Origin of the sequence: Dactylosporangium sp. NPDC051484 (assembly GCF_040689395.1) — a bacterium.
Taxonomy (GTDB): domain Bacteria; phylum Actinomycetota; class Actinomycetes; order Mycobacteriales; family Micromonosporaceae; genus Dactylosporangium.
Genome location: NZ_JBFAZX010000010.1, coordinates 180264 through 198065, shown reverse-complemented (window position 1 = coordinate 198065; position 17802 = coordinate 180264). Strand labels below are relative to the sequence as shown.

The window sequence follows — 17802 nt, the reverse complement described above, 5'->3', positions numbered from 1 at the left end:
CGGCGGCGACGCCTGCCTCAGCTGTAGGGCAGGTAACCGATCGTCCGGCCGCGGCTGACCATGAGCCCGCGCTCGCCGATGCCGAGCACCTCCGCGGTCGTCTTGGCCTCGATCAGCACCCGGCCGCTGTCCGGCGCGTACGCGGTCACCTTGCCCTGCGCCGAGTCGCGCACCAGCACCGCGTAGCGCGACACCGCCACGTCGGCCTTCGCCGGGACCGCCTGCTGCCACAGCCGGCCGCCGCGCTCGAAGCCGACGACCGAGAGGTTCTTGCCGCCGTCGGTGCGCACCAGGCCGTACTGGCTGTCGGCCGCCACGATCACGTCGCCCTCGGCGCCGGCCCACATGTCGCGCCCGTCGCGCGGGGACAGGAACACCTCGCGGTTATCCCCGCGGGTCGCCGCCAGCACGGTGTCCGAGCCGGCCGGGTCGTGGCGCTGCTCGCAGCCGGCGCCGGAGGCGGTCCGCAGGTCGTACCCGTCCTTCTTCCACAGCGCCTTGCCGGTCGCCGGGTCGCGCCCCTCCAGGCTGTACCGGCAGTTGCCGTCCTTCGAAGTCGCCGTCGACACCAGCACCCGCCCGCCCACGACCACCACCCGGGTCGTGTTCGACGGCTCCTCCTCACGCAGCAGCTTGCCGCGCACGGTGTCGACGACCCGCACCTTCTGCTCGATCGGGAACCCCAGCATCGCCGGGATCGGCCGCGGCATGGCCTCGATCGCGTCGCGGTACGCCTCGGCCATCACCTCGGTGCCGAGCAGATCCGCGTTGATGCCGTTGAGCACCCGCCCGATGCCGGGCAGCGTGAGCTTCCACTGCTGCGCGCCGTCGCGCGGCGTGCGGGACGTCAGGGTGCAGTCCGACAGGCCGCCGCAGGCCAGGGTCAGCACGGTTTCGCGGTAGGTCCACGCGCCGACGGCGTCGCCGTCCTTCCAGCGCGGGTTGCCGCTGGACGGGTCCAGCGCCTCCAGGCCCTTGCCGCGCCGCCCGACCACGGCGACCGTGTTGCCGCCGTCGCCGGCCACGCCGGCCCAGTCGGCCTCCCGCTGCCACAGCAGCGTCCCGGTGCTGAGTGATCGCGCCTCGACCGTGCCGCGCATGGCGACGATGACGGCGTCGCCGGCGATGACGGCCGAGGAGGGCTGGCCGCCGACCCGCTCGGCCCAGGTGGTGTCCGGGGTGGAGAGCTTGTTGGTACTGGAGGACACCTTCTCCCACCAGCCGGTGACCTTGGGCACCGGATTCCAGCCGGTGACCAGGATGCCGGTGATGATGAGCGCCAGCACGCCGAGCGCGCCGAGCGCCGTCTCGATGTTGCGGACCGCTCCCCTAGCCACGTGGCGCAGCGTAACGCCGCGGCATGGTACGCCGGCGGATGGCCGCTTTTGCCCGTGTCGCGCGTTTTCACCCGCGCGGGTGGCGCAGCGCCTGTTTCACGGCTGAGGCCGGGCGGCGGCCTCGACCAGCGGGAGCACACGGTAGCGGATCTGCTCCGCCAGCGCGATGATCGTCGAGGACCGCACGATCCCCTCGTGGCTCATCACGCGGTCGATCACCCGCTGCAGGTCGGCGTTGGAGCGCGCCACGATCCGGCACAGCAGGTCGCCCGAGCCGGTGATCGTGTGCACCTCCAGCACCTCCGGGATCTCCTGCAGGTGCGCCGCCACCGGGTCGTGGCCGAAGCGCTGCCGGATCTCCAGCGTCACGAACGCGGTCACGCCGTAGCCGAGCGCCGCCGGGTCGATGTCCGGGCCGTTGCCGCGGATCACCCCGCGGGCCGCGAGGCGGTCGAGCCGGGCCTGGACGGTGCCGCGCGCCACCCGCAGCCGCCGCGAGCACTCCAGGACGCCGATGCGGGGCTCAGCGTCCAGTAGCGCGATCAGGCGTGCATCGAGAACGTCGATTTCACTGGACAAACTGTTCACCGGTACACCCTAAATCTTGCCCCGAATGTACAACCTGACCATGCGGATCGGTGTTCCTTGCCCAACCGGACCGGGGCGGGCAACGCTGAGGGGCATGACCCGCGCCATCGAAGACCTCAGCGAGCTCATCGGGGCCGTCGAGCACGACACGTCCCGCGACCCGTTTCCGCTCACCGGCCTCGATCACGTCCGGTTCTACGTCGGCAACGCCAAGCAGGCGGCGCACTACTACGCGACGGCGTTCGGCATGACGCTGATCGCCTATCGCGGTCCGGAGCAGGGGTATCGCGACCACGCCGAGTATGTGCTGAGGGCCGGCTCCGCGGTCTTCGTCCTGGCCGGCGGTGTGCACCGGCAGGCCGAGGCCACCCGGCACCACGAGCGGCACGGTGACGGCATCGCCGACATCGCGCTGGAGGTGCCTGACGTCGACACCGCGTACGCCTACGCCGTGCGGCAGGGCGCGCGGGGGCTTGAGGCGCCGCACGACGAGCGCGACGAGCACGGCGTGGTGCGCCGCGCCGCGATCGCCACCTACGGCGAGACCCGCCACACCCTCATCGACCGCTCGCGCTACAGCGGGCCGCTCCTGCCCGGCTTCGTGGCCCGGCGACCGATCGTGGCGCCACCGGCCCGGCGCTACTTCCAGGCCGTGGACCACGTCGTCGGCAACGTCGAGCTGGGCCGCATGGACGAGTGGGTCGAGTTCTACCGCCGGGTCATGGGCTTCACCAACATGGCGGAGTTCGTCGGCGACGACATCGCCACCGACTACTCGGCATTGATGAGCAAGGTCGTGGCCAGCGGCACCCGCAAGGTCAAGTTCCCGCTGAACGAGCCGGCCGTGTCGCGCAAGAAGTCGCAGATCGACGAGTACCTGGAGTTCTACGGCGGGCCGGGCGCACAACACATCGCGCTCGCCACGAACGACATCCTGCGCACCGTCGACGAGATGCGCGCCGCCGGTGTCGAATTCCTCACCACGCCGGACTCCTACTACGACGACCCCGAGCTGCGCGCCCGCATCGGCCGGGTGCGCGCGCCCATCGAGGAGCTCAAGTCCCGCGGCATCCTGGTCGACCGCGACGAGGACGGCTACCTGCTGCAGATCTTCACCAAGCCGGTGCAGGACCGCCCGACGGTCTTCTTCGAGATCATCGAACGCCACGGCTCGCTCGGCTTCGGCAAGGGCAACTTCAAGGCGCTCTTCGAGGCAATCGAGCGAGAGCAGGAACTTCGCGGAAACCTGTAACACTGTCCGGGTGACGTATCCGGGCCAGCCACAGCCGGGTGGTGTCCCGAACTACGGGCCGCCACCCGGACATCCGCAGGGTTATCAACAGGGTTATCCACAGAGTGCACCACCGTCGGCCGGTTATCCACAGCAAACCGGCTACGGACAGCCTGGTTATCCACAGCACGAGCTCCCGCTTCCCGGTTATCCACAGCCTGGTTATCCACAGCAAGGGCTGCCGGCAGCGGGTTATCCACAGCCCGGCTATCCACAGGGTCAGTACGGCGTGCCGCGGACCTTCGTGGCCCTCGCCCCCGACGGGCGCCCCCTGGCGAGCTTCGGCGACCGGTTCGTCGCCGTCCTGATCGACGGCGCGGTGCTCGCGGGCGTCAACGTCGTGCTGCTGATCCCCACCATGATCGCGATGTTCGCGGCCATCGCCGGCGCGGCCTCGAAGGTGCGGACCGACCCGGTGACCGGCGAGGTGACCAGCTCGCCGAGCGCGGGCGTGTTCATCGGCGTGCCGCTGCTGATCGAGGCGGGCTTCCTCCTGCTGAGCGTCGCGATCGCCTACGTGTACCACGTCGAGATGTTCGGCCGGACCGGCGTCACCTGGGGCAAGCGGGCCATGAAGCTGCAGCTGATCCGCGCCGCCGCCCCGGCCGTGCCGATAGACCGGGGCGTGCTGGCCAAGCGGTGGGCGATGCAGTACCCGGTGGCGTTCGTCGTCCCGTTCTTCTCGTGGATCGACGGACTGTGGCAGCTGTGGGACAAGCCCTACCAGCAATGCCTGCACGACAAGGCGGCGGGCACCATAGTGGTGAAGGCCGGATGATCTGGTAAAGGTCGAATGACCTGGTAAACATCGGACGAGCAGCAACACGGAGGCGGAGGCGGCGTGACAGCGCCTGGGTGGTACAAGGACCCTGTTGACCCGGACGTCCAGCGGTACTGGGACGGCGAGGGCTGGATCGGCGAGCCCGTTCCCGCCTCGGCGCCGACCCCGACAGAGCCGCCGAAGGTCGCCGAGCCAACACCCCCGTCGCCTCCGACGCCGAGCGCTCCCCAATTCAACGGGTTTAACGGGCAAAACGGCCAAAACCCGCCACCGCCCATCGTGGCCACTCCGGGCTCGCTGCTGCCGCAAGGCGCCGTGGTACTCCCGCCCGGCACACCGATCCCGCCCGGCGGGTTCCCGCCCGGCCAGCTGCCACCGGGCGCGATCGTGCTGCCGCCGGGCACGCCGCTGCCGCCCGGGCTGCTGCCGCAGGGCAGTCTGCCGGCCGGCGCGGTGCAGGTGCTGCTCCCGCCGCAGCCCGGACTGCCGAACCAGGCGGTCCGCCCGCACGGGCACGCCCTCGCGCCGCTGGGCTCACGGCTGCTCGCCCGGCTCATCGACATCCTGATGGTCGCGCTGCTCAACGCCGCTGTCACCGGCTGGTTCATCTACCAGTACGTCAAGGACATCGGCCCCGTCCTGGCCGAGATGTGGCGCCGGCAGCTGGCCGGCGAGCCCGTCGGCGACCTGGCCACGCCCGAACGCGCCAGCTCCCTGCAGGTCGTGATCCTGATCCTCATCGCCGCGCTGTGGTTCGCCTACGAGGTGCCCGCGATCGCCGGCAGCGGCCAGACGCTCGGCAAGCGGCTGCTGAAGATCAAGGTCGTCGGCCTCGACAGCGACAAGCCGCTCGGCTTCGGCCGGGCGATCCGCCGGTGGAACCCGCTCGGCCTGTCCGTGCTGCTATGGACCTGCGGCGTCGGCTTCCTGCTGCAGTTCATCGACAGCATCTCGCCGATGTTCGACTGGCCGCTGCGCCGCGCCTTCCACGACCGTTCCGCCGGCACCGTCGTGGTGAAGGCGGAGCCCTCCACCGACCCCCACCCCCAGAGCCAGAACGCCGGAGACCAGTCATGAGCCTCACCCGCCCGGATCTCGACGCCCTCCCCCCTTACGTCCCGGGCCGCAGCGTGCCCGGCGCGATCAAGCTGGCCAGCAACGAGGTGCCCTTCGGCCCGCTGCCCGGCGTGGTGGAGGCGGTCACCGCCGCGGTCACCAACATGCACCGGTACCCGGACATGGGCGTCACCGAACTGCGCGGCCGCATCGCCGACCGGCTCGGCGTCGACCCCGAGCGCGTCGCGACCGGCTGCGGCTCCGTCGCCCTCTGCGACCACCTGTTCCGCGTCGCCTGCCTGCCCGGCGACGAGGCCGTCTACTCCTGGCGGTCCTTCGAGGCGTACCCGATCATCAGCGCGACCAACGCGGCCACCAGCGTCCGCATCCCCAACACCGCCGAGCACGGCCACGACCTCGACGCCATGGCCGCCGCAATCACCGAACGCACCCGGCTGGTCATCGTGTGCAACCCGAACAACCCGACCGGCACCGCAGTGCGCAAGGCCGAACTCGACGCGTTCATCGACGAGGTGCCCGGCAACGTCCTGGTCGTCCTCGACGAGGCCTACCGTGAGTTCGTCACCGACCCGGACGTGCCCGACGGCCTGGTGGAGTACGGCGACCGCCCCAACGTCGTCGTGCTGCGCACCCTTTCGAAGGCGTGGGGCCTGGCCGGCCTGCGCGTCGGATACCTGATCGGCTCGCCCGACGTGGTCGCCGCCGTACGCAAGGTCGTCACGCCGTTCTCCACCTCGCTCGCCGCGCAGGCCGCCGCCCTGGCCGCGCTCGACGCCGGGGCCGAGATGCAGCGGCGGGTCGACGTGGTCGTCGCCGAGCGGTCCCGGGTGGTCGACGCGGTCCGCAAGGTGTACCCCGAGGTGCCCGAGACCCAGGCGAACTTCTTCTGGCTGCCGCTGGGCGACAAGTCCGCCGAGTTCGCCGCCACCTGCGAGCGGGCCGGCGTGATTGTCCGCGCCTTCCAGGGCGACGGCGTCCGCGTCACGATCGGCACGCCGCAGGAGAACGACGCCCTCCTCAGCGCGATCCTCTAGCGTCAGCCGATACCGACCAGGACGACCGTGTCCTGACTGAAGTAGTACCTGTCGTCGATCTCGGATTCCTTGGTGCTCTGCAACCGCTCGACCACCAGGTATCCGGCGTGCAGGTAGAACATGCTGTAGACGAACCGGTCCGCGGGCCGGATGCGCAGCTCGGTGCTCGACGTGACGGCCCCGGTCTCCAGGTTGAGCACCAGCAGCTGATACTCGTTGTTGATCAGGTAGATGTTGCGCTGGTCGCCGCCGATCAACCGGCCGGCGACCTCCGACATCCACAGCCGCTGGCCGGTGCTGCGCGAGAACGCCCAGATGTATCCGCCGGTCATCTGCTGGGCGATGACGTCCCCGACCACGACGACGTTGTCCTTGTCCGCGACCGGCTCCGGCTTCACCGCGTGATCGGCCCCGAACGACCAGTAGGCCGGCGTGATCGTGCCCACTCCGGAGGCGGCGTCGGTGTACGTCACGACGTCTCCCGTCGGTGCGGCCTTGAACATCGCGCAGCCGGACCGTCCGAGCTGGCACGACGTGGGCTCGATGAACCAGTTGGTGACGTTCTCTCCGGTCGACGCGCCCGGCGGCCGCCAGGTGTTGAGCAGCATCCCGGTCGCCGCGTCGTAGATCTCCAGGGTCGCCGGCTTCGCGCAGCTGTTCTTCACGAAATACGCGTCCCCGCCGGTCCAGTCGTTCGTCCGGCACCCCGGCTCGGTGGTGAACGATCGCGTCCACCGCACCTCGCCGTTCACCGGATCGATGCCCACGGCCACGTCCTTGCCCGTCGCGATCACGACCGGCTGCTTGTCCACCGCCGACGCCGACACGAACAGGTCCTCGGGCGCCCACATCGTCTTCGCCCCGGTGCGCCGCCCCTTGAACGACTCCCCGTCCGCGGGCTCGATCTTCACCTGCCAGACGATGTCACCCTTCTGAGCGTCCAGCGCGACGATCTCCCCGTCCGACCACTTCGTGACCACCACCGACATGCCGACTCCGCTCGCCGGCTTCTCCACCTCGACGATCGAGACGACCTCGGCCGGCCACCGCCGATACGACCAGTGCGGCGTCATCATCCGCTGCGCCGTCACCGGCGTGTCCGCGAACACCCGCCGCTGCTCGGTGTAGACCCGAAGCCGCCCCTCCACGATCAACGGCGCCGACGCCAGCTCCGCGTACTGGATCGACTCGATCGGCTCCGGCGACGGCACCGGCTTGTCGGCGCGGCTCACCGTCTCGGCCGGCTTCAGCGTGCGGTAGGCCGTGATGCCCATCGCGGCCACCACCACGAGGACGAGCAGCCCGGTGAGCACGAAGCGCACCGGCCGCGACCAGCTCCGCGGCGACACGAGCCGACGCAGCCCCGCACGAGCCGTCCCCATAACCACCTCCGCGGGGCACCATACCCGGCGCATGCCGCAATCCGCTCACGTCGACCGTCGATCCGCAGAAGACTCACACCCACTTCCCATCGCTCACCCACGCAGTCCCCGCGCCACCTGCCCCGACCACCACCGCCCGGAGCCAACGGCATTCGCGGACGGGGCGTGACCGGGGCGCCGGCATCTGCGGCCGGTGCCGTGTCGCGCGTCACTCGGGCTTGGTGACGGTGCCGGTCACCTCCCCGAAGCCGACGCGGGTGCCCTCGGGCCCTGGGGCGGTGGCGGTGATCGCGACCGTGTCGCCGTCGAGCAGGAACGCGCGCGTGGTCCCGTCGGCCAGTCGCAACGGCTGGGCTCCGTTCCAGGTGCGCTCGATGAAGGAACCGGTCTGGTCGGGCTGGGGGCCGGAGACGGTGCCCGACGCATACAGGTCGCCGGTGCGCGCCCAGGCGCCGTTGACCGTCATGTGGGCGAGTTGCTGGGCGGGCGTCCAATACATCCCGGCGAACGGCGGCCGCGACACGCGCGTGCCGTTCCAGAAGACCTCGATGTCGATCGCATACCCGTGGTGCTCCCCAGCCCGCAGGTAGGGCAGCACGGCCGGCTCCTGCGCCGGACCCGGCACCCGGGCCGCGTCGAGCGCGTCGAGCGGCACCACCCAGGGCGAGACCGACGTGCGGAAGGACTTGCCCAGAAACGGCCCCAGCGGCTGATACTCCCAGGCCTGCAGGTCCCGCGCCGACCAGTCGTTGACCAGCACGGCGCCGAACACGTGCGCCCGGAAGTCGTCGACGGCCACGGCCCCGCTCGACGGCACCCCGACCACGAACCCGACTTCGGCCTCGATGTCCAGGCGCGCCGAGGGGCCGAACGTCGGCGCCGGCTCGTCGGGCGCCTTGCGCTGCCCGCTCGGCCTCGGCACGTCGGTGCCCGAGACGACCACGGTGCCCGCCCGCCCGTGGTATCCGACGGGGAGGTGCTTCCAGTTGGGCAGCAGCGCCTCCCCGCCGGGCCGGAACAGCCGCCCGAGGTTAGTGGCGTGCTCCTGCGAGGAGAAGAAGTCGACATAGTCGGCCACCTCGAACGGCAACTCGAGCCGCACGTCGCCGACCGGGATCAGCAGCGGCGCGACCGCCTCCCGATGCCGGCCGGTGCTGAGCAGCTCGATGAGCCGCTCGCGCACCCGCGTCCACACGGGCCGTCCCGCGCTCATGAACCGGTTGAGGGTGCCCTGCCCGAGCAACGTCCCGTCCGCGTCGACGAGCCCCCGCTCCTCGGCGGCGGCCAGGTTGAGAATCCGGTCGCCGATCCGCACCCCGGTCCCCCGGAACCGGTCCTGCCCGAACGCGCAGTAGGGCAGGTTGTGCACCCCGAACGGCTCGTCGTCGGCCAGCTCCAGCCAGCTCGCCGCCCCGCTCACCGGGCCGCCTCCTTCGGCATGGCGGCCCAGGGGCGGTCGAGCGTGCTCATCCCGTCGCCTCCTTGGGTGCGGTGGGCCGCGGGCGGTCGAGCAGGCCGAGCACCGTCAGGTCGGTGACCGGGTCCAGGACGCCGCAGCTGCCGAAGCCCACCCACAGCGGGCGGTCGCGGTCCAGCGCCGGGCGGACCCGGTCGGCCACCTGCGGGGCCTCCGTGGAGGCCAGGACGGCGGCCAGATCGGACGGCTCAGCGCCGTCGGCCGCGGCCAGGACGGCGGCCAGGATGTTGAGGAAGCCGTGATGGATCAGGCCCGTCTCGGCGTCGGTGTGGCGCACCGCGTGGTGCAGCCCGGCGGTGAGCTTGAACGGCAGGTCGCGGTCGCGGCAGGCGCAGATGACGGCGGCGAGCTCGACCGGGGTGGGGAACAGCTCAGCGGCGAGGCCTCCGGTGCGGAACTTCACCGCGGCGGGCAGGCCATCGGCGCGCAGCGCCGCGACGGCGTCGAGGGCGGACATCAGGCCCCAGGCGAGCGGCACCTCGACATACCACTGCCGGGGCTCTTCGCTCTTCCTCATGAGCGCCGCGAGCCGTTCGATGCCGGGCAGCGGATCCTCGCCCCGCTTGGCCACGGGGCTCTCGATCTGCCGGGTGCCGGCGGGCAGGTCCGCGATCGCGGCCTCGACGGCGGCCGGCTCGCCGACCAGGCCGACGCCCATGCCGGGCGGGGCGAGGGCACGGAAGGCGTCGCGGGCGGCGAGCGGGATCAGCAGCGGCCCGATGAGCGGCGCGAACCAGCTCTCGCGGTGGCGGGCGTGCGCGGGCACGGCATCTTCCAGTGCGGCGCTGCCCGGTGGGAACACCGCGGCGTCGTCGACCAGTGCGGTCAGCAGGGGTGGCACTGCGTTTGACACGGCTTCCGAATCTAGTGGACGCTTTACAGGGCGGACAACTACGTCCGCTATCCGGACACTCCGATGAGGAGGACCGTGATGCCGTACTACCGCCGCGTCGGCGAGGTGCCACCGAAGCGCCATACCCAGTTTCGCCAGCCCGACGGCTCGCTGTTCATGGAAGAGCTGATGGGGCAGGAGGGTTTTTCGAGCGACTCCTCGCTGCTCTACCACCACCACCGACCGAGCGCGATCATCTCGGCCGTGCCGTTTGAACCGCCGGCCTGGTCGCGGCTGCCGAACCTGCCGCTCAAGCCCCGCCACCTGCAGACCGCCAAGATCGGCGGCGGGCAGGCGGACCCGGTGCTCGGCCGCCAGCACCTGCTCGCCAACGACGACGTGCGCATCTCCTACGTCGAGGCGTCGCAGCCGTCGCCGCTCTACCGCAACGCGGTCGGCGACGAGTGCCTCTACGTCTCGGCCGGCGCCGTCACCCTCGAGTCGACCTTCGGCGTGCTGGAGCTGGCCGAGGGCGACTACGCGATCATCCCGACGTCGGTGATCCACCGGCTGGTGCCCGCGGACGGGCCGGTGAAGCTGCTGGCGATCGAGGCTACTGGACACATCGGACCCCCGCGGCGCTATCTCTCCGTGCGTGGACAGTTCCTGGAGCACGCGCCCTACTGCGAACGCGACCTGCGCGGCCCCACGGCACCCATACTCGTGGAGGGGTACGACATTTCCGTGATGGTCCAGCACCGCCGCGGCTGGACTGAGCACATTTACGCAAATCACCCATTTGACGTCGTGGGCTGGGACGGCTGCCTCTACCCGTGGGCGTTCTCGATCCACGACTTCGAGCCGATCACCGGGCGCCTGCACCAGCCGCCGCCGGTGCACCAGACGTTCGAGGGCCCCAACTTCGTGATCTGCTCGTTCGTGCCGCGCAAGGTCGACTACCACCCGCTGGCCATCCCGGTGCCGTACAACCACCACAACGTCGACTCCGACGAGGTGCTGTTCTACACCGGCGGCAACTACGAGGCCCGCCGAGGCTCCGGCATCGAGCAGGGCTCGATCTCACTGCACCCGAGCGGCTTCACCCACGGACCGCAGCCCGGCGCGGTCGAGCGCGCGATCGGTGCCGAGGCGTTCGACGAACTGGCCGTCATGATCGACACGTTCCGGCCGCTCGACCTGTGCGAGCCGGCGCTCGCCATCGAGGACGCCGGCTACGCATGGACGTGGGCCCGCGACGGGTGAGCCGGCCTAGTGCTCGTGGACCCGCTCAGCGGTCACCCGGCAGACCACCCGGACGGCGTCGGCGTCGGGCTCGACCCAGGGCCGGTCCACGTACGACCGGCACAGCTCGTCGATGAGCTGCGGCCCGCCCTCCTCGGTGAGGGTGACCGTGCCGCGCACCTCGACGTAGCGGTAGGGGTTGGCCGGGTCATACACGCAGATCGAGACCCGCGGGTCGCGCTCCATGTTGCGGGTCTTGCGCCGCCCGCGGATGGTCGAGAACACGAGGTCACCGCCGTCGTGCGTGCCCCAGATCACGCTGCTCTGCGGGCCGCCGTCGGGGTTGATGGTGCTGAGCACGAGGAAGGCCCGCTGGTCGAGCAGTTCGCGAAGCGTGTCGTTCATCTATCCCTCACTTCCGATCGGATAGACCAACGCTACGGCCGTGGCGGCCAGGCCCTCACCCCGGCCGGTGAATCCCAGCCCGTCGGTGGTGGTGCCGGACAGCCGTACGACGGCGCCGATCGCGTCGTGCAGCGTCCGCTCGGCCTCGGCGCGGCGCGTGCCTACCTTCGGCTTCACGCCGATCACCTGCACGGACACGTTGCCGATCTCGAAGCCCGCATCGCGCACCCTCCGGGCCGTCTCGCGCAGCAGGGTGACCCCCGAGGCGCCCGCCCACTCGGGCCGGCCCGTGCCGAAGTTCGCCCCGAGATCACCCAGGCCGGCGGCCGACAACAGCGCGTCGCAGATCGCGTGCGCGGCGACGTCGCCGTCGGAGTGCCCGGCGAGTCCGTCCACGCCCTCCCATCGCAGGCCGGCGACCCAGCACTCCCGGCCCGACTCGAAGGCGTGCACGTCCGTGCCGTTACCGATCAGCATCACGTCGGGAGGGTACGACGATCGGTGCGCAATCGTGAACTTCCGGTTGCCGAAACGATCTCGGACTCGGCAACCGGGCCTTCCGGGCCTAGGCTGGATCGGGTGCACAGCGACCAGACGACCCCGACGAGCCACAAGCAGTGGTGGCGCACCGGAGCCGCTCTCCGCTTCGGTCTGCTGGCCCTCCTTCTGGCGACCCTGTCCGTGGTGATCATCATCGCGCACCCGAACCGCGCCTCCCTGGTGCACGCGGTCGGTCCCAGCCACCCGATGGCCCCGCTCATCGCGATCGCGGGCTCGGCCGTGCTGACCACCGCCCTCGCCCCCCGCACCCTGCTGGCCGGCGTCGGCGGGGTGCTGTTCGGCTTCGCGGGCGGCGCGGTGTACACCATGCTCGGTGTCACCCTCGGCGCGCTGATCGCCCACTCGATCGGGCGGCTGCTCGGCCGTGACTTCATGGCCCGCCATCTCAGCGGCCGGCTGCTCGCGATGGAGCAGGCGGTCTGCAAGCGCGGCGTCCTGGCGATCATCGTCTCGCGGATGATCCCGCTCGTGCCGTTCGGCATCGCCAACTACCTCTTCGGCACCACGAGCGTGCGGATGCGCACGTTCTTCACGGGCACGGTGCTGGGGGCGTTGCCGGCGACGCTGGCGTACTCGGCGCTCGGCGCGGCCACCGCGCGAGGCGACGCGCTCGGCATGTCGATCGCGGGCGCGATAATCGTGGCACTGGGCGTCGGCGGCTCGGTGGGCAGCGTCCTGCTGTGGCGCCGCCGCCCGCGCAAGACCTGCGCCGCGGCCGCTGCCGCGGCCTGAACCCGAGACGCTGCACTAAAGACCAGCGGGCCGCGGCATGCACAGCTTCAGAGCAGCAGCGATGCCACGGCCAGGTCGAACGGCCGGGTGATCTTCATCGCGGCCTCCGCGCCGGGCACGGTCTGCACCGCAACCCCGATCCGCTCCGCGAGCCCCGCGTCGTCGGTGTGCTCGTCGACGGCCGCCTCGTGGGCCTTCACGAGCACATCCCGCCGGAACCCCTGCGGCGTCTGCACCGCCCGGAGCGACGAGCGCTCCACCGTGTCCACCACGACACCCGAATCGGACACCCGCTTGATGGTGTCGACCACTGGAAGAACGGGTATGACGGCGCCGTGCCCCCCACGAACCGCCTCCGCGACCGACTCCACCAGCTCCGGTGGGGTCAGCGCCCGCGCGGCGTCATGCACCAGCACGATGTCGAACTCGACGGGGACGACGGCCAGCGCCGCCGCCACCGAGGCCTGCCGGGTCGCCCCGCCCGCCACGACGGTGACCGGCGCGACCGGCGCGAGCATTTCCTCCACGAAGGGGACCGCGTCGGCCGGCGCCGCGACCACGATGCAGCCGACGCTCGGCGCGAGCGCCAGTCGGCGCACGGCGTGCACGAGCAGCGGCTCGCCGCCCAGAAGGCGGAGTGCCTTGGGGCCGCCGGGCCCGAGTCGGACCCCCATACCGGCCGCAGGCACGAGGACCGCGACGTCACCACACACAGCAGCGTGCGCGGTCACGTCGCGGTCCTCGATCGAAGGGATAGTCGTGCTGGAATGTCAGGCCTCGGTCAACACCTTGTCGAGCAGCGTCTCCGCCTCGTCCTTGGTGCTCTTCTCGGCAAGCGCCACCTCGCCGACCAGGATGTCGCGAGCCTTGGCGAGCATGCGCTTCTCGCCGGCCGACAGCCCACGCTCACGGTCGCGACGCCACAGGTCGCGCACGACCTCAGCGACCTTGAGCGGATTGCCGGAGGCCAGCTTCTCCAGATTCGCCTTGTACCGCCGCGACCAGTTGGTCGGCTCCTCGGTGTGCGGAGCGCGGAGGACGTCGAAGACCTTCGTCAGGCCTTCCTCGCCTACCACCTCCCGCACGCCGACGATCTCGGCGTTCTCGGCGGGCACCCGCACCGTCAGGTCACCCTGAGCGACCCTGAGGACGAGATATTGCTTCTCCTCGCCCCTGATGACGCGAGTCTCGATTGCCTCGATGAGTGCGGCCCCGTGGTGGGGGTAGACAACGGTCTCGCCGACACTGAAAACCATAGGTTCGAAACCCCTTTCGCTGTGTCTAGGGTAACACGGTCACGCGCCGTCGTCCCACCGTAGAGAGCAGCATTCGCGCAGGTCAGAACACATGTGAGTCCCCTTTCTCCCGCTTGACAGGAAACATGGAACCTGCTGTGTAACGGATCAACAACCCGCAGCACCCACAAATGACCTGGCGGTCGGACATATCCGATTGATTATGGCAAGTGTCTACCCAAGCGCACTGAACGTCCAGCACGGACACTCTCCGTGACATGACCAGCGGCGGAGCGTAGATGATACGCACACATCTCGATGGAGTCACCCCCTGGCGCGCGGCCGTCGCGTGAGGGAAAGTTGAGGCAGGTGCGAGGAGAACAGCGATGGGCACGCTGCGCGGCGACAACGGTGGTGGTGAACGACCACAAGAGGGCGGTGGCCTGCCCGACCTCCCGCCTGAGTGGGGAACGATCATCATTCCCGACGATGCCGGCGCACTCGATCACGAGGGCGCTTCGATCCGTCGGCAATTCCGTCGCGCCGCAATGCGCCGACGCTGGCGCCGCCGGCTGCACCTGCGGCCCGAGCCCGCATGCCGGACCACCGATGATTCACCCGGCTTGGTCATACCGCTGCTGATCATGTCGATCGCCGTCATCGCGACGCTGGTGAGCCTGTTCGCCGTGGCCTGGCCCGGGCGCGCCCCCAAGACCACGCCCCGCGTCGGCTCACGCTCCGCACCCGCGGTGGCCGCCTCCCTGACCGGCATCAGCCTGCAAGACCCCGACGGCACGCCGGTGGCGCTGAAGGACCTCACCCCGGCGGTGATCCTGCTCGTCGAGGGCTGCACGTGCGAGAAGCTCATCAGCAGCACCACGGATGCGGTCGCCGGGTCGGTGAGCACGGCGAAGGTCCTCGTCGTGGCGCTGCACGCCCCCACCCTGCCGAGCGGGCTCAACGACAAGGCGACCGTGCGCGCCCTCGCCGACCCCGACAACTCGGTGCGCACCGCGGTGCCCGCCCTGACGAACGACCACACCAGCTCCGTCGTGCTGGTCGCCGCCGACGGCCGGGTGATCAGGGCGACCCGCTCGGTGACCTCGCCGGACGAATTCCGAGCCGAACTGTCACAGCTGTAGCAGCACCCCGTAGAGGGTCAGGCCGGGACCGAACGCCAGCGCCACCGTCGTGCGCGGTGCGCCCGCGGCCCGCCGCCGCAGCGCATCGATGATCAGCAGTACCGTCGGCGATGAACAGTTGCCGTGCTCCGCCAGCGTGCCGCGCGACTCGGCCAGCGCCGACTCCGGCAGTGCGAGCTGATCGCGCACGACGTCGAGGATCCGCGGCCCACCCGGATGCACGGCCCACCCGTCCACGTCGGCCGGGGTGAGCCCGCGCGGCGCGAGCAGCCGCCCGACCAGGTCGGCGACATAGATCGACAACACGTCGGGCACCTTCGGCGACAGCCCCATGCGAAACCCGAGGTCGGTGACGTCCCAGGTCATGTGGTCTGCGGTCGCCGTGTCCGTGACGGCCGCGATGTCGGCGACGCCGGCGCCGGTCCCGTCCGGGACCAGCACGACCGCCGCCGCGGCGTCGGAGAACAGGGCGTGCGCCACGATCTGCTGCGGATCGTCGGTCGGCGGCTGGACGTGCAGGCTGGTCAGCTCCAGGCAGAGCAGCACGGCCGGCCGGCCCCGCGAGACCACGTAGTCCGATGCCGCGCCGAGCCCCGGCAGCGCGGCGTAGCAGCCCATGTGCCCGATGAACAGCCGCTGCGTGTCGGCCGCCATACCGAGGTCGCGGGCCAGCAGGACATCGAGGCCGGGCGTGGCGTATCCGGTGCACGAGCACACCACGAAGAGCCCGATCTCGGCCGGCCGCAGACCCGCGGCGTCCAGGGCACCGGCGACGGCGTCCTTGCCCAGAGGGAGGGCCTCGGTGAGATACCGGCTCATCCTCCTGGCGGTCGACCACGACGAGGCGTCCTCCACCATGGGGTTGACCGCCCCGTGCCGGGTGACCACGCCCGAATTGGCGAAGATCCGCTTCGCCAGCCCCCGGCGGGGCCCGTCGTAGTGCCGCTGGAAGAAACCGTCCCACACCTCGTCCTGGCGCATCAGCCCGGGAAACGTCACATGCATCCCCGCGATGGCGGCACCCGTCACTGGCTCCCCTTCCTGCCGCGCCCCTGGTAGAGGATCGCGGTCGAGAACGTCGGCACGATCGGCACGGCATCGCGGCGGGTCACCAGCCAGCGGGCCAGGGCGGGCAGGGTCGGGCGGATGCCCCGCACATCCAGCGGCACCCCGTGACGCGCGCACTCGGCCTGCAGACGCCGCGGATCGACGAACAGCGCGGGGTCGTGGATGCCGCGCACCGCGGGCATCACCGCCTCGGCGAGATGGACCGCGACGAGCCGGCACAGCGCCGTGTCGGCGAGGGTGTCAAGCACCAGCCAGCCACCCGGGCGCAGGATCCGGCACGCCTCGGCGACCACCCGCGGCAGGTCAGGCACGTGCTCGAGCAGCTCACCCGCGCTCACCACATCGGCGCTGCCGTCGGCGAACGGCAGATGCCGCACGTCGGCGAGCACCGGCGCGACGCCGTGCGCGGCCGACTGCTCCAGGCCGGACACGATCAGGTCGACGCCGACGTGGGTATACCCCTTGCCGGCCACGTGCGGTGCGAGCAGCCCACCGCCGCAGCCCAGGTCGACCAGCACCGCCCCGGCCCGCTCAGCCGGCGGGATCAGCCGCGCACGGGCGCCCGCCAGCCAATACAGCATCGACAGCGGGCTGCCGGGACGCCACCACTCGCCGGCCAGATCGTCGTACTGACCGGGATCGTTACGAGCGCGCCGCCGCGAAGGCATGAGACGAGCCTGACATGGAACCCCTCCGGCGGGCCACACTTGGCGAATGTCGGTTGCGATCTCGCTGATTCGGGCGAGTCACCCGGAGCCCGCGGCCGGTGTCACGGCGGTGGCCGCGCTGCTGTCGATCGGCCTCGGACGACCGGCGACCGGCGTGGTCGCCGCGGCCGCGACGGTCCTGGCCAGCCAGCTGTCCATCGGTTGGGTCAACGACGCCCTCGACGCGCCCCGCGACGCCGTCAACGGCCGGACGGACAAGCCGGTCGCGGCCGGGAAGGTGTCGCGCCGGCTGGTGTTCACCCTGGGCGCGCTCGCCGCGGCGGCATGCGTGCCGCTGGGCTTCCTGTCCGGACCGCGCGCCGGCCTGGTCGCCGCGCTCGCGCTCGTCTGCGCTCTGCTCTACGACTGGCCGCTCAAATCGACACCCGTCTCCGTGCTGCCCTACGCCGTGTCGTTCACCTGCTTGCCCGCGTTCGTGGTGCTCGGGGCGGGCCGGACGCCGCCGCTGTGGCTGCTGGCCGCCGGCGGCCTGCTCGGCGCGGGCGCCCACTTCGTCAACACGCTGCCCGACCTGGACGACGACGCACGGACCGGGGTTCGCGGCCTGCCACACCTGCTGGGCCGGCGGGGGTCGCTCGCGGCCGCTGCGGTGCTACTGCTCGCCGCCACCGCGGCGCTCGCGTTCGGGCCGCCGGGTCCGCCGCCGGTGCTGTTCTGGCCGGCCCTCGCGGCCGCGCTCATCGCCCTTTCCTGGGGTTGGTACCGCATGAGCCGCGATCCGTCCTCCCGCGCACCCTTCCTGTCCGTCATCGCGGTGGCGTTGATCGATGTGGTCTTTCTGCTGATCAGTGGACTCAACCTGGCTTAGGTCACCCAGCTCAAGGGTGGTCGTGATCGGCCGACCAACGGCATCTAGTCTGTAATGCGGCCACCCCTTGATTTGGAGGAAC

Annotated in this window: 19 protein-coding genes; 8 read left to right on the top strand and 11 right to left on the bottom strand. The window is 71.0% G+C overall.

Annotation, left to right across the window (positions count from 1 at the left end; translation table 11 throughout):
* Window positions 1-17 precede the first annotated feature (17 nt).
* Both AB0367_RS19540 and AB0367_RS19535 read right to left on the bottom strand, forming a co-directional pair.
* The gene (locus AB0367_RS19540) at window positions 18-1337 is read right to left on the bottom strand and encodes a PQQ-binding-like beta-propeller repeat protein (RefSeq protein ID WP_366227732.1); all 1320 of its coding nucleotides are present in this window, start codon (window positions 1335-1337) and stop codon (window positions 18-20) included.
* Window positions 1338-1433: 96 nt separating this feature from the next.
* Window positions 1434-1925, bottom strand: a complete 492-nt coding sequence (locus AB0367_RS19535) for an Lrp/AsnC family transcriptional regulator (protein WP_366227731.1) — start codon at window positions 1923-1925, stop codon at window positions 1434-1436.
* A gap of 94 nt (window positions 1926-2019) precedes the next feature.
* On the opposite strand from AB0367_RS19535, the gene hppD reads away from it, so the two are divergent.
* The 4 genes from hppD (at window position 2020) to hisC (ending at window position 6108) form a co-directional block, all read left to right on the top strand.
* Window positions 2020-3177, top strand: a complete 1158-nt coding sequence (hppD, locus tag AB0367_RS19530; protein ID WP_366227730.1) for a 4-hydroxyphenylpyruvate dioxygenase — start codon at window positions 2020-2022, stop codon at window positions 3175-3177.
* A 268-nt stretch (window positions 3178-3445) separates the two neighbouring features.
* On the top strand, window positions 3446-3994 hold the full coding sequence (locus tag AB0367_RS19525) for an RDD family protein (protein ID WP_366227729.1): 549 nt from the start codon (window positions 3446-3448) through the stop codon (window positions 3992-3994).
* Between the two features lie 63 nt (window positions 3995-4057).
* On the top strand, window positions 4058-5074 hold the full coding sequence (locus tag AB0367_RS19520; protein WP_366227728.1) for an RDD family protein: 1017 nt from the start codon (window positions 4058-4060) through the stop codon (window positions 5072-5074).
* Window positions 5071-6108, top strand: coding sequence for a histidinol-phosphate transaminase (hisC, locus tag AB0367_RS19515; protein ID WP_366227727.1), 1038 nt, complete (start codon window positions 5071-5073; stop codon window positions 6106-6108). The genes AB0367_RS19520 and hisC overlap by 4 nt, the downstream gene beginning before the upstream one ends.
* Window positions 6109-6110: 2 nt before the next feature.
* Here the strand turns inward: hisC and AB0367_RS19510 are convergent, their stop codons facing one another.
* The 3 genes from AB0367_RS19510 to AB0367_RS19500 form a co-directional block, all read right to left on the bottom strand.
* Window positions 6111-7490 (bottom strand): PQQ-binding-like beta-propeller repeat protein, encoded by a 1380-nt coding sequence (locus AB0367_RS19510; protein WP_366227726.1) that lies wholly within the window; start codon window positions 7488-7490, stop codon window positions 6111-6113.
* A 208-nt stretch (window positions 7491-7698) separates the two neighbouring features.
* The gene (fahA, locus tag AB0367_RS19505) at window positions 7699-8910 is read right to left on the bottom strand and encodes a fumarylacetoacetase (RefSeq protein ID WP_366227725.1); all 1212 of its coding nucleotides are present in this window, start codon (window positions 8908-8910) and stop codon (window positions 7699-7701) included.
* Window positions 8911-8956: 46 nt separating this feature from the next.
* A complete protein-coding gene (locus AB0367_RS19500; protein ID WP_366227724.1) occupies window positions 8957-9820 on the bottom strand; it encodes a hypothetical protein in 864 nt (287 codons plus the stop codon).
* A 78-nt stretch (window positions 9821-9898) separates the two neighbouring features.
* Between AB0367_RS19500 and AB0367_RS19495 the strand changes: the two genes are divergently transcribed.
* Window positions 9899-11062, top strand: a complete 1164-nt coding sequence (locus tag AB0367_RS19495) for a homogentisate 1,2-dioxygenase domain-containing protein (RefSeq protein WP_366227723.1) — start codon at window positions 9899-9901, stop codon at window positions 11060-11062.
* Between the two features lie 6 nt (window positions 11063-11068).
* Here the strand turns inward: AB0367_RS19495 and AB0367_RS19490 are convergent, their stop codons facing one another.
* On the bottom strand, window positions 11069-11446 hold the full coding sequence (locus tag AB0367_RS19490; RefSeq protein WP_366227722.1) for a PPOX class F420-dependent oxidoreductase: 378 nt from the start codon (window positions 11444-11446) through the stop codon (window positions 11069-11071).
* Window positions 11447-11923: a 2-C-methyl-D-erythritol 2,4-cyclodiphosphate synthase gene (gene ispF, locus AB0367_RS19485; RefSeq protein ID WP_366227765.1), complete on the bottom strand. Its 477-nt coding sequence runs from the start codon at window positions 11921-11923 to the stop codon at window positions 11447-11449.
* Between the two features lie 102 nt (window positions 11924-12025).
* Between ispF and AB0367_RS19480 the strand changes: the two genes are divergently transcribed.
* The gene (locus AB0367_RS19480; RefSeq protein WP_366227721.1) at window positions 12026-12739 is read left to right on the top strand and encodes a TVP38/TMEM64 family protein; all 714 of its coding nucleotides are present in this window, start codon (window positions 12026-12028) and stop codon (window positions 12737-12739) included.
* Between the two features lie 47 nt (window positions 12740-12786).
* On the opposite strand, the gene ispD is transcribed toward AB0367_RS19480, so the two are convergent.
* Together ispD and AB0367_RS19470 are read right to left on the bottom strand one after the other, a co-directional pair.
* Window positions 12787-13470 (bottom strand): 2-C-methyl-D-erythritol 4-phosphate cytidylyltransferase, encoded by a 684-nt coding sequence (gene ispD, locus AB0367_RS19475; protein WP_366227720.1) that lies wholly within the window; start codon window positions 13468-13470, stop codon window positions 12787-12789.
* Between the two features lie 39 nt (window positions 13471-13509).
* Window positions 13510-13995 carry a CarD family transcriptional regulator gene (locus AB0367_RS19470; protein ID WP_344617800.1) on the bottom strand — a complete coding sequence of 162 codons (486 nt, stop codon included), beginning with the start codon at window positions 13993-13995 and terminating at the stop codon, window positions 13510-13512.
* A 602-nt stretch (window positions 13996-14597) separates the two neighbouring features.
* Here AB0367_RS19470 and AB0367_RS19465 point away from each other — a divergent pair.
* Window positions 14598-15116 carry a hypothetical protein gene (locus tag AB0367_RS19465; protein ID WP_366227719.1) on the top strand — a complete coding sequence of 173 codons (519 nt, stop codon included), beginning with the start codon at window positions 14598-14600 and terminating at the stop codon, window positions 15114-15116.
* On the opposite strand, the gene AB0367_RS19460 is transcribed toward AB0367_RS19465, so the two are convergent.
* Entirely contained in the window at window positions 15105-16121 is a 1017-nt protein-coding gene (locus tag AB0367_RS19460; RefSeq protein ID WP_366227764.1) for a type III polyketide synthase, read from the bottom strand. The two genes, AB0367_RS19465 and AB0367_RS19460, sit on opposite strands and share 12 nt — an antisense overlap.
* 20 nt (window positions 16122-16141) lie before the next feature.
* On the bottom strand, window positions 16142-16852 hold the full coding sequence (locus AB0367_RS19455) for a methyltransferase domain-containing protein (protein WP_366227718.1): 711 nt from the start codon (window positions 16850-16852) through the stop codon (window positions 16142-16144).
* Window positions 16853-16898: 46 nt separating this feature from the next.
* On the opposite strand from AB0367_RS19455, the gene AB0367_RS19450 reads away from it, so the two are divergent.
* Entirely contained in the window at window positions 16899-17720 is an 822-nt protein-coding gene (locus AB0367_RS19450; protein ID WP_366227717.1) for a UbiA family prenyltransferase, read from the top strand.
* Window positions 17721-17802: the final 82 nt, after the last annotated feature.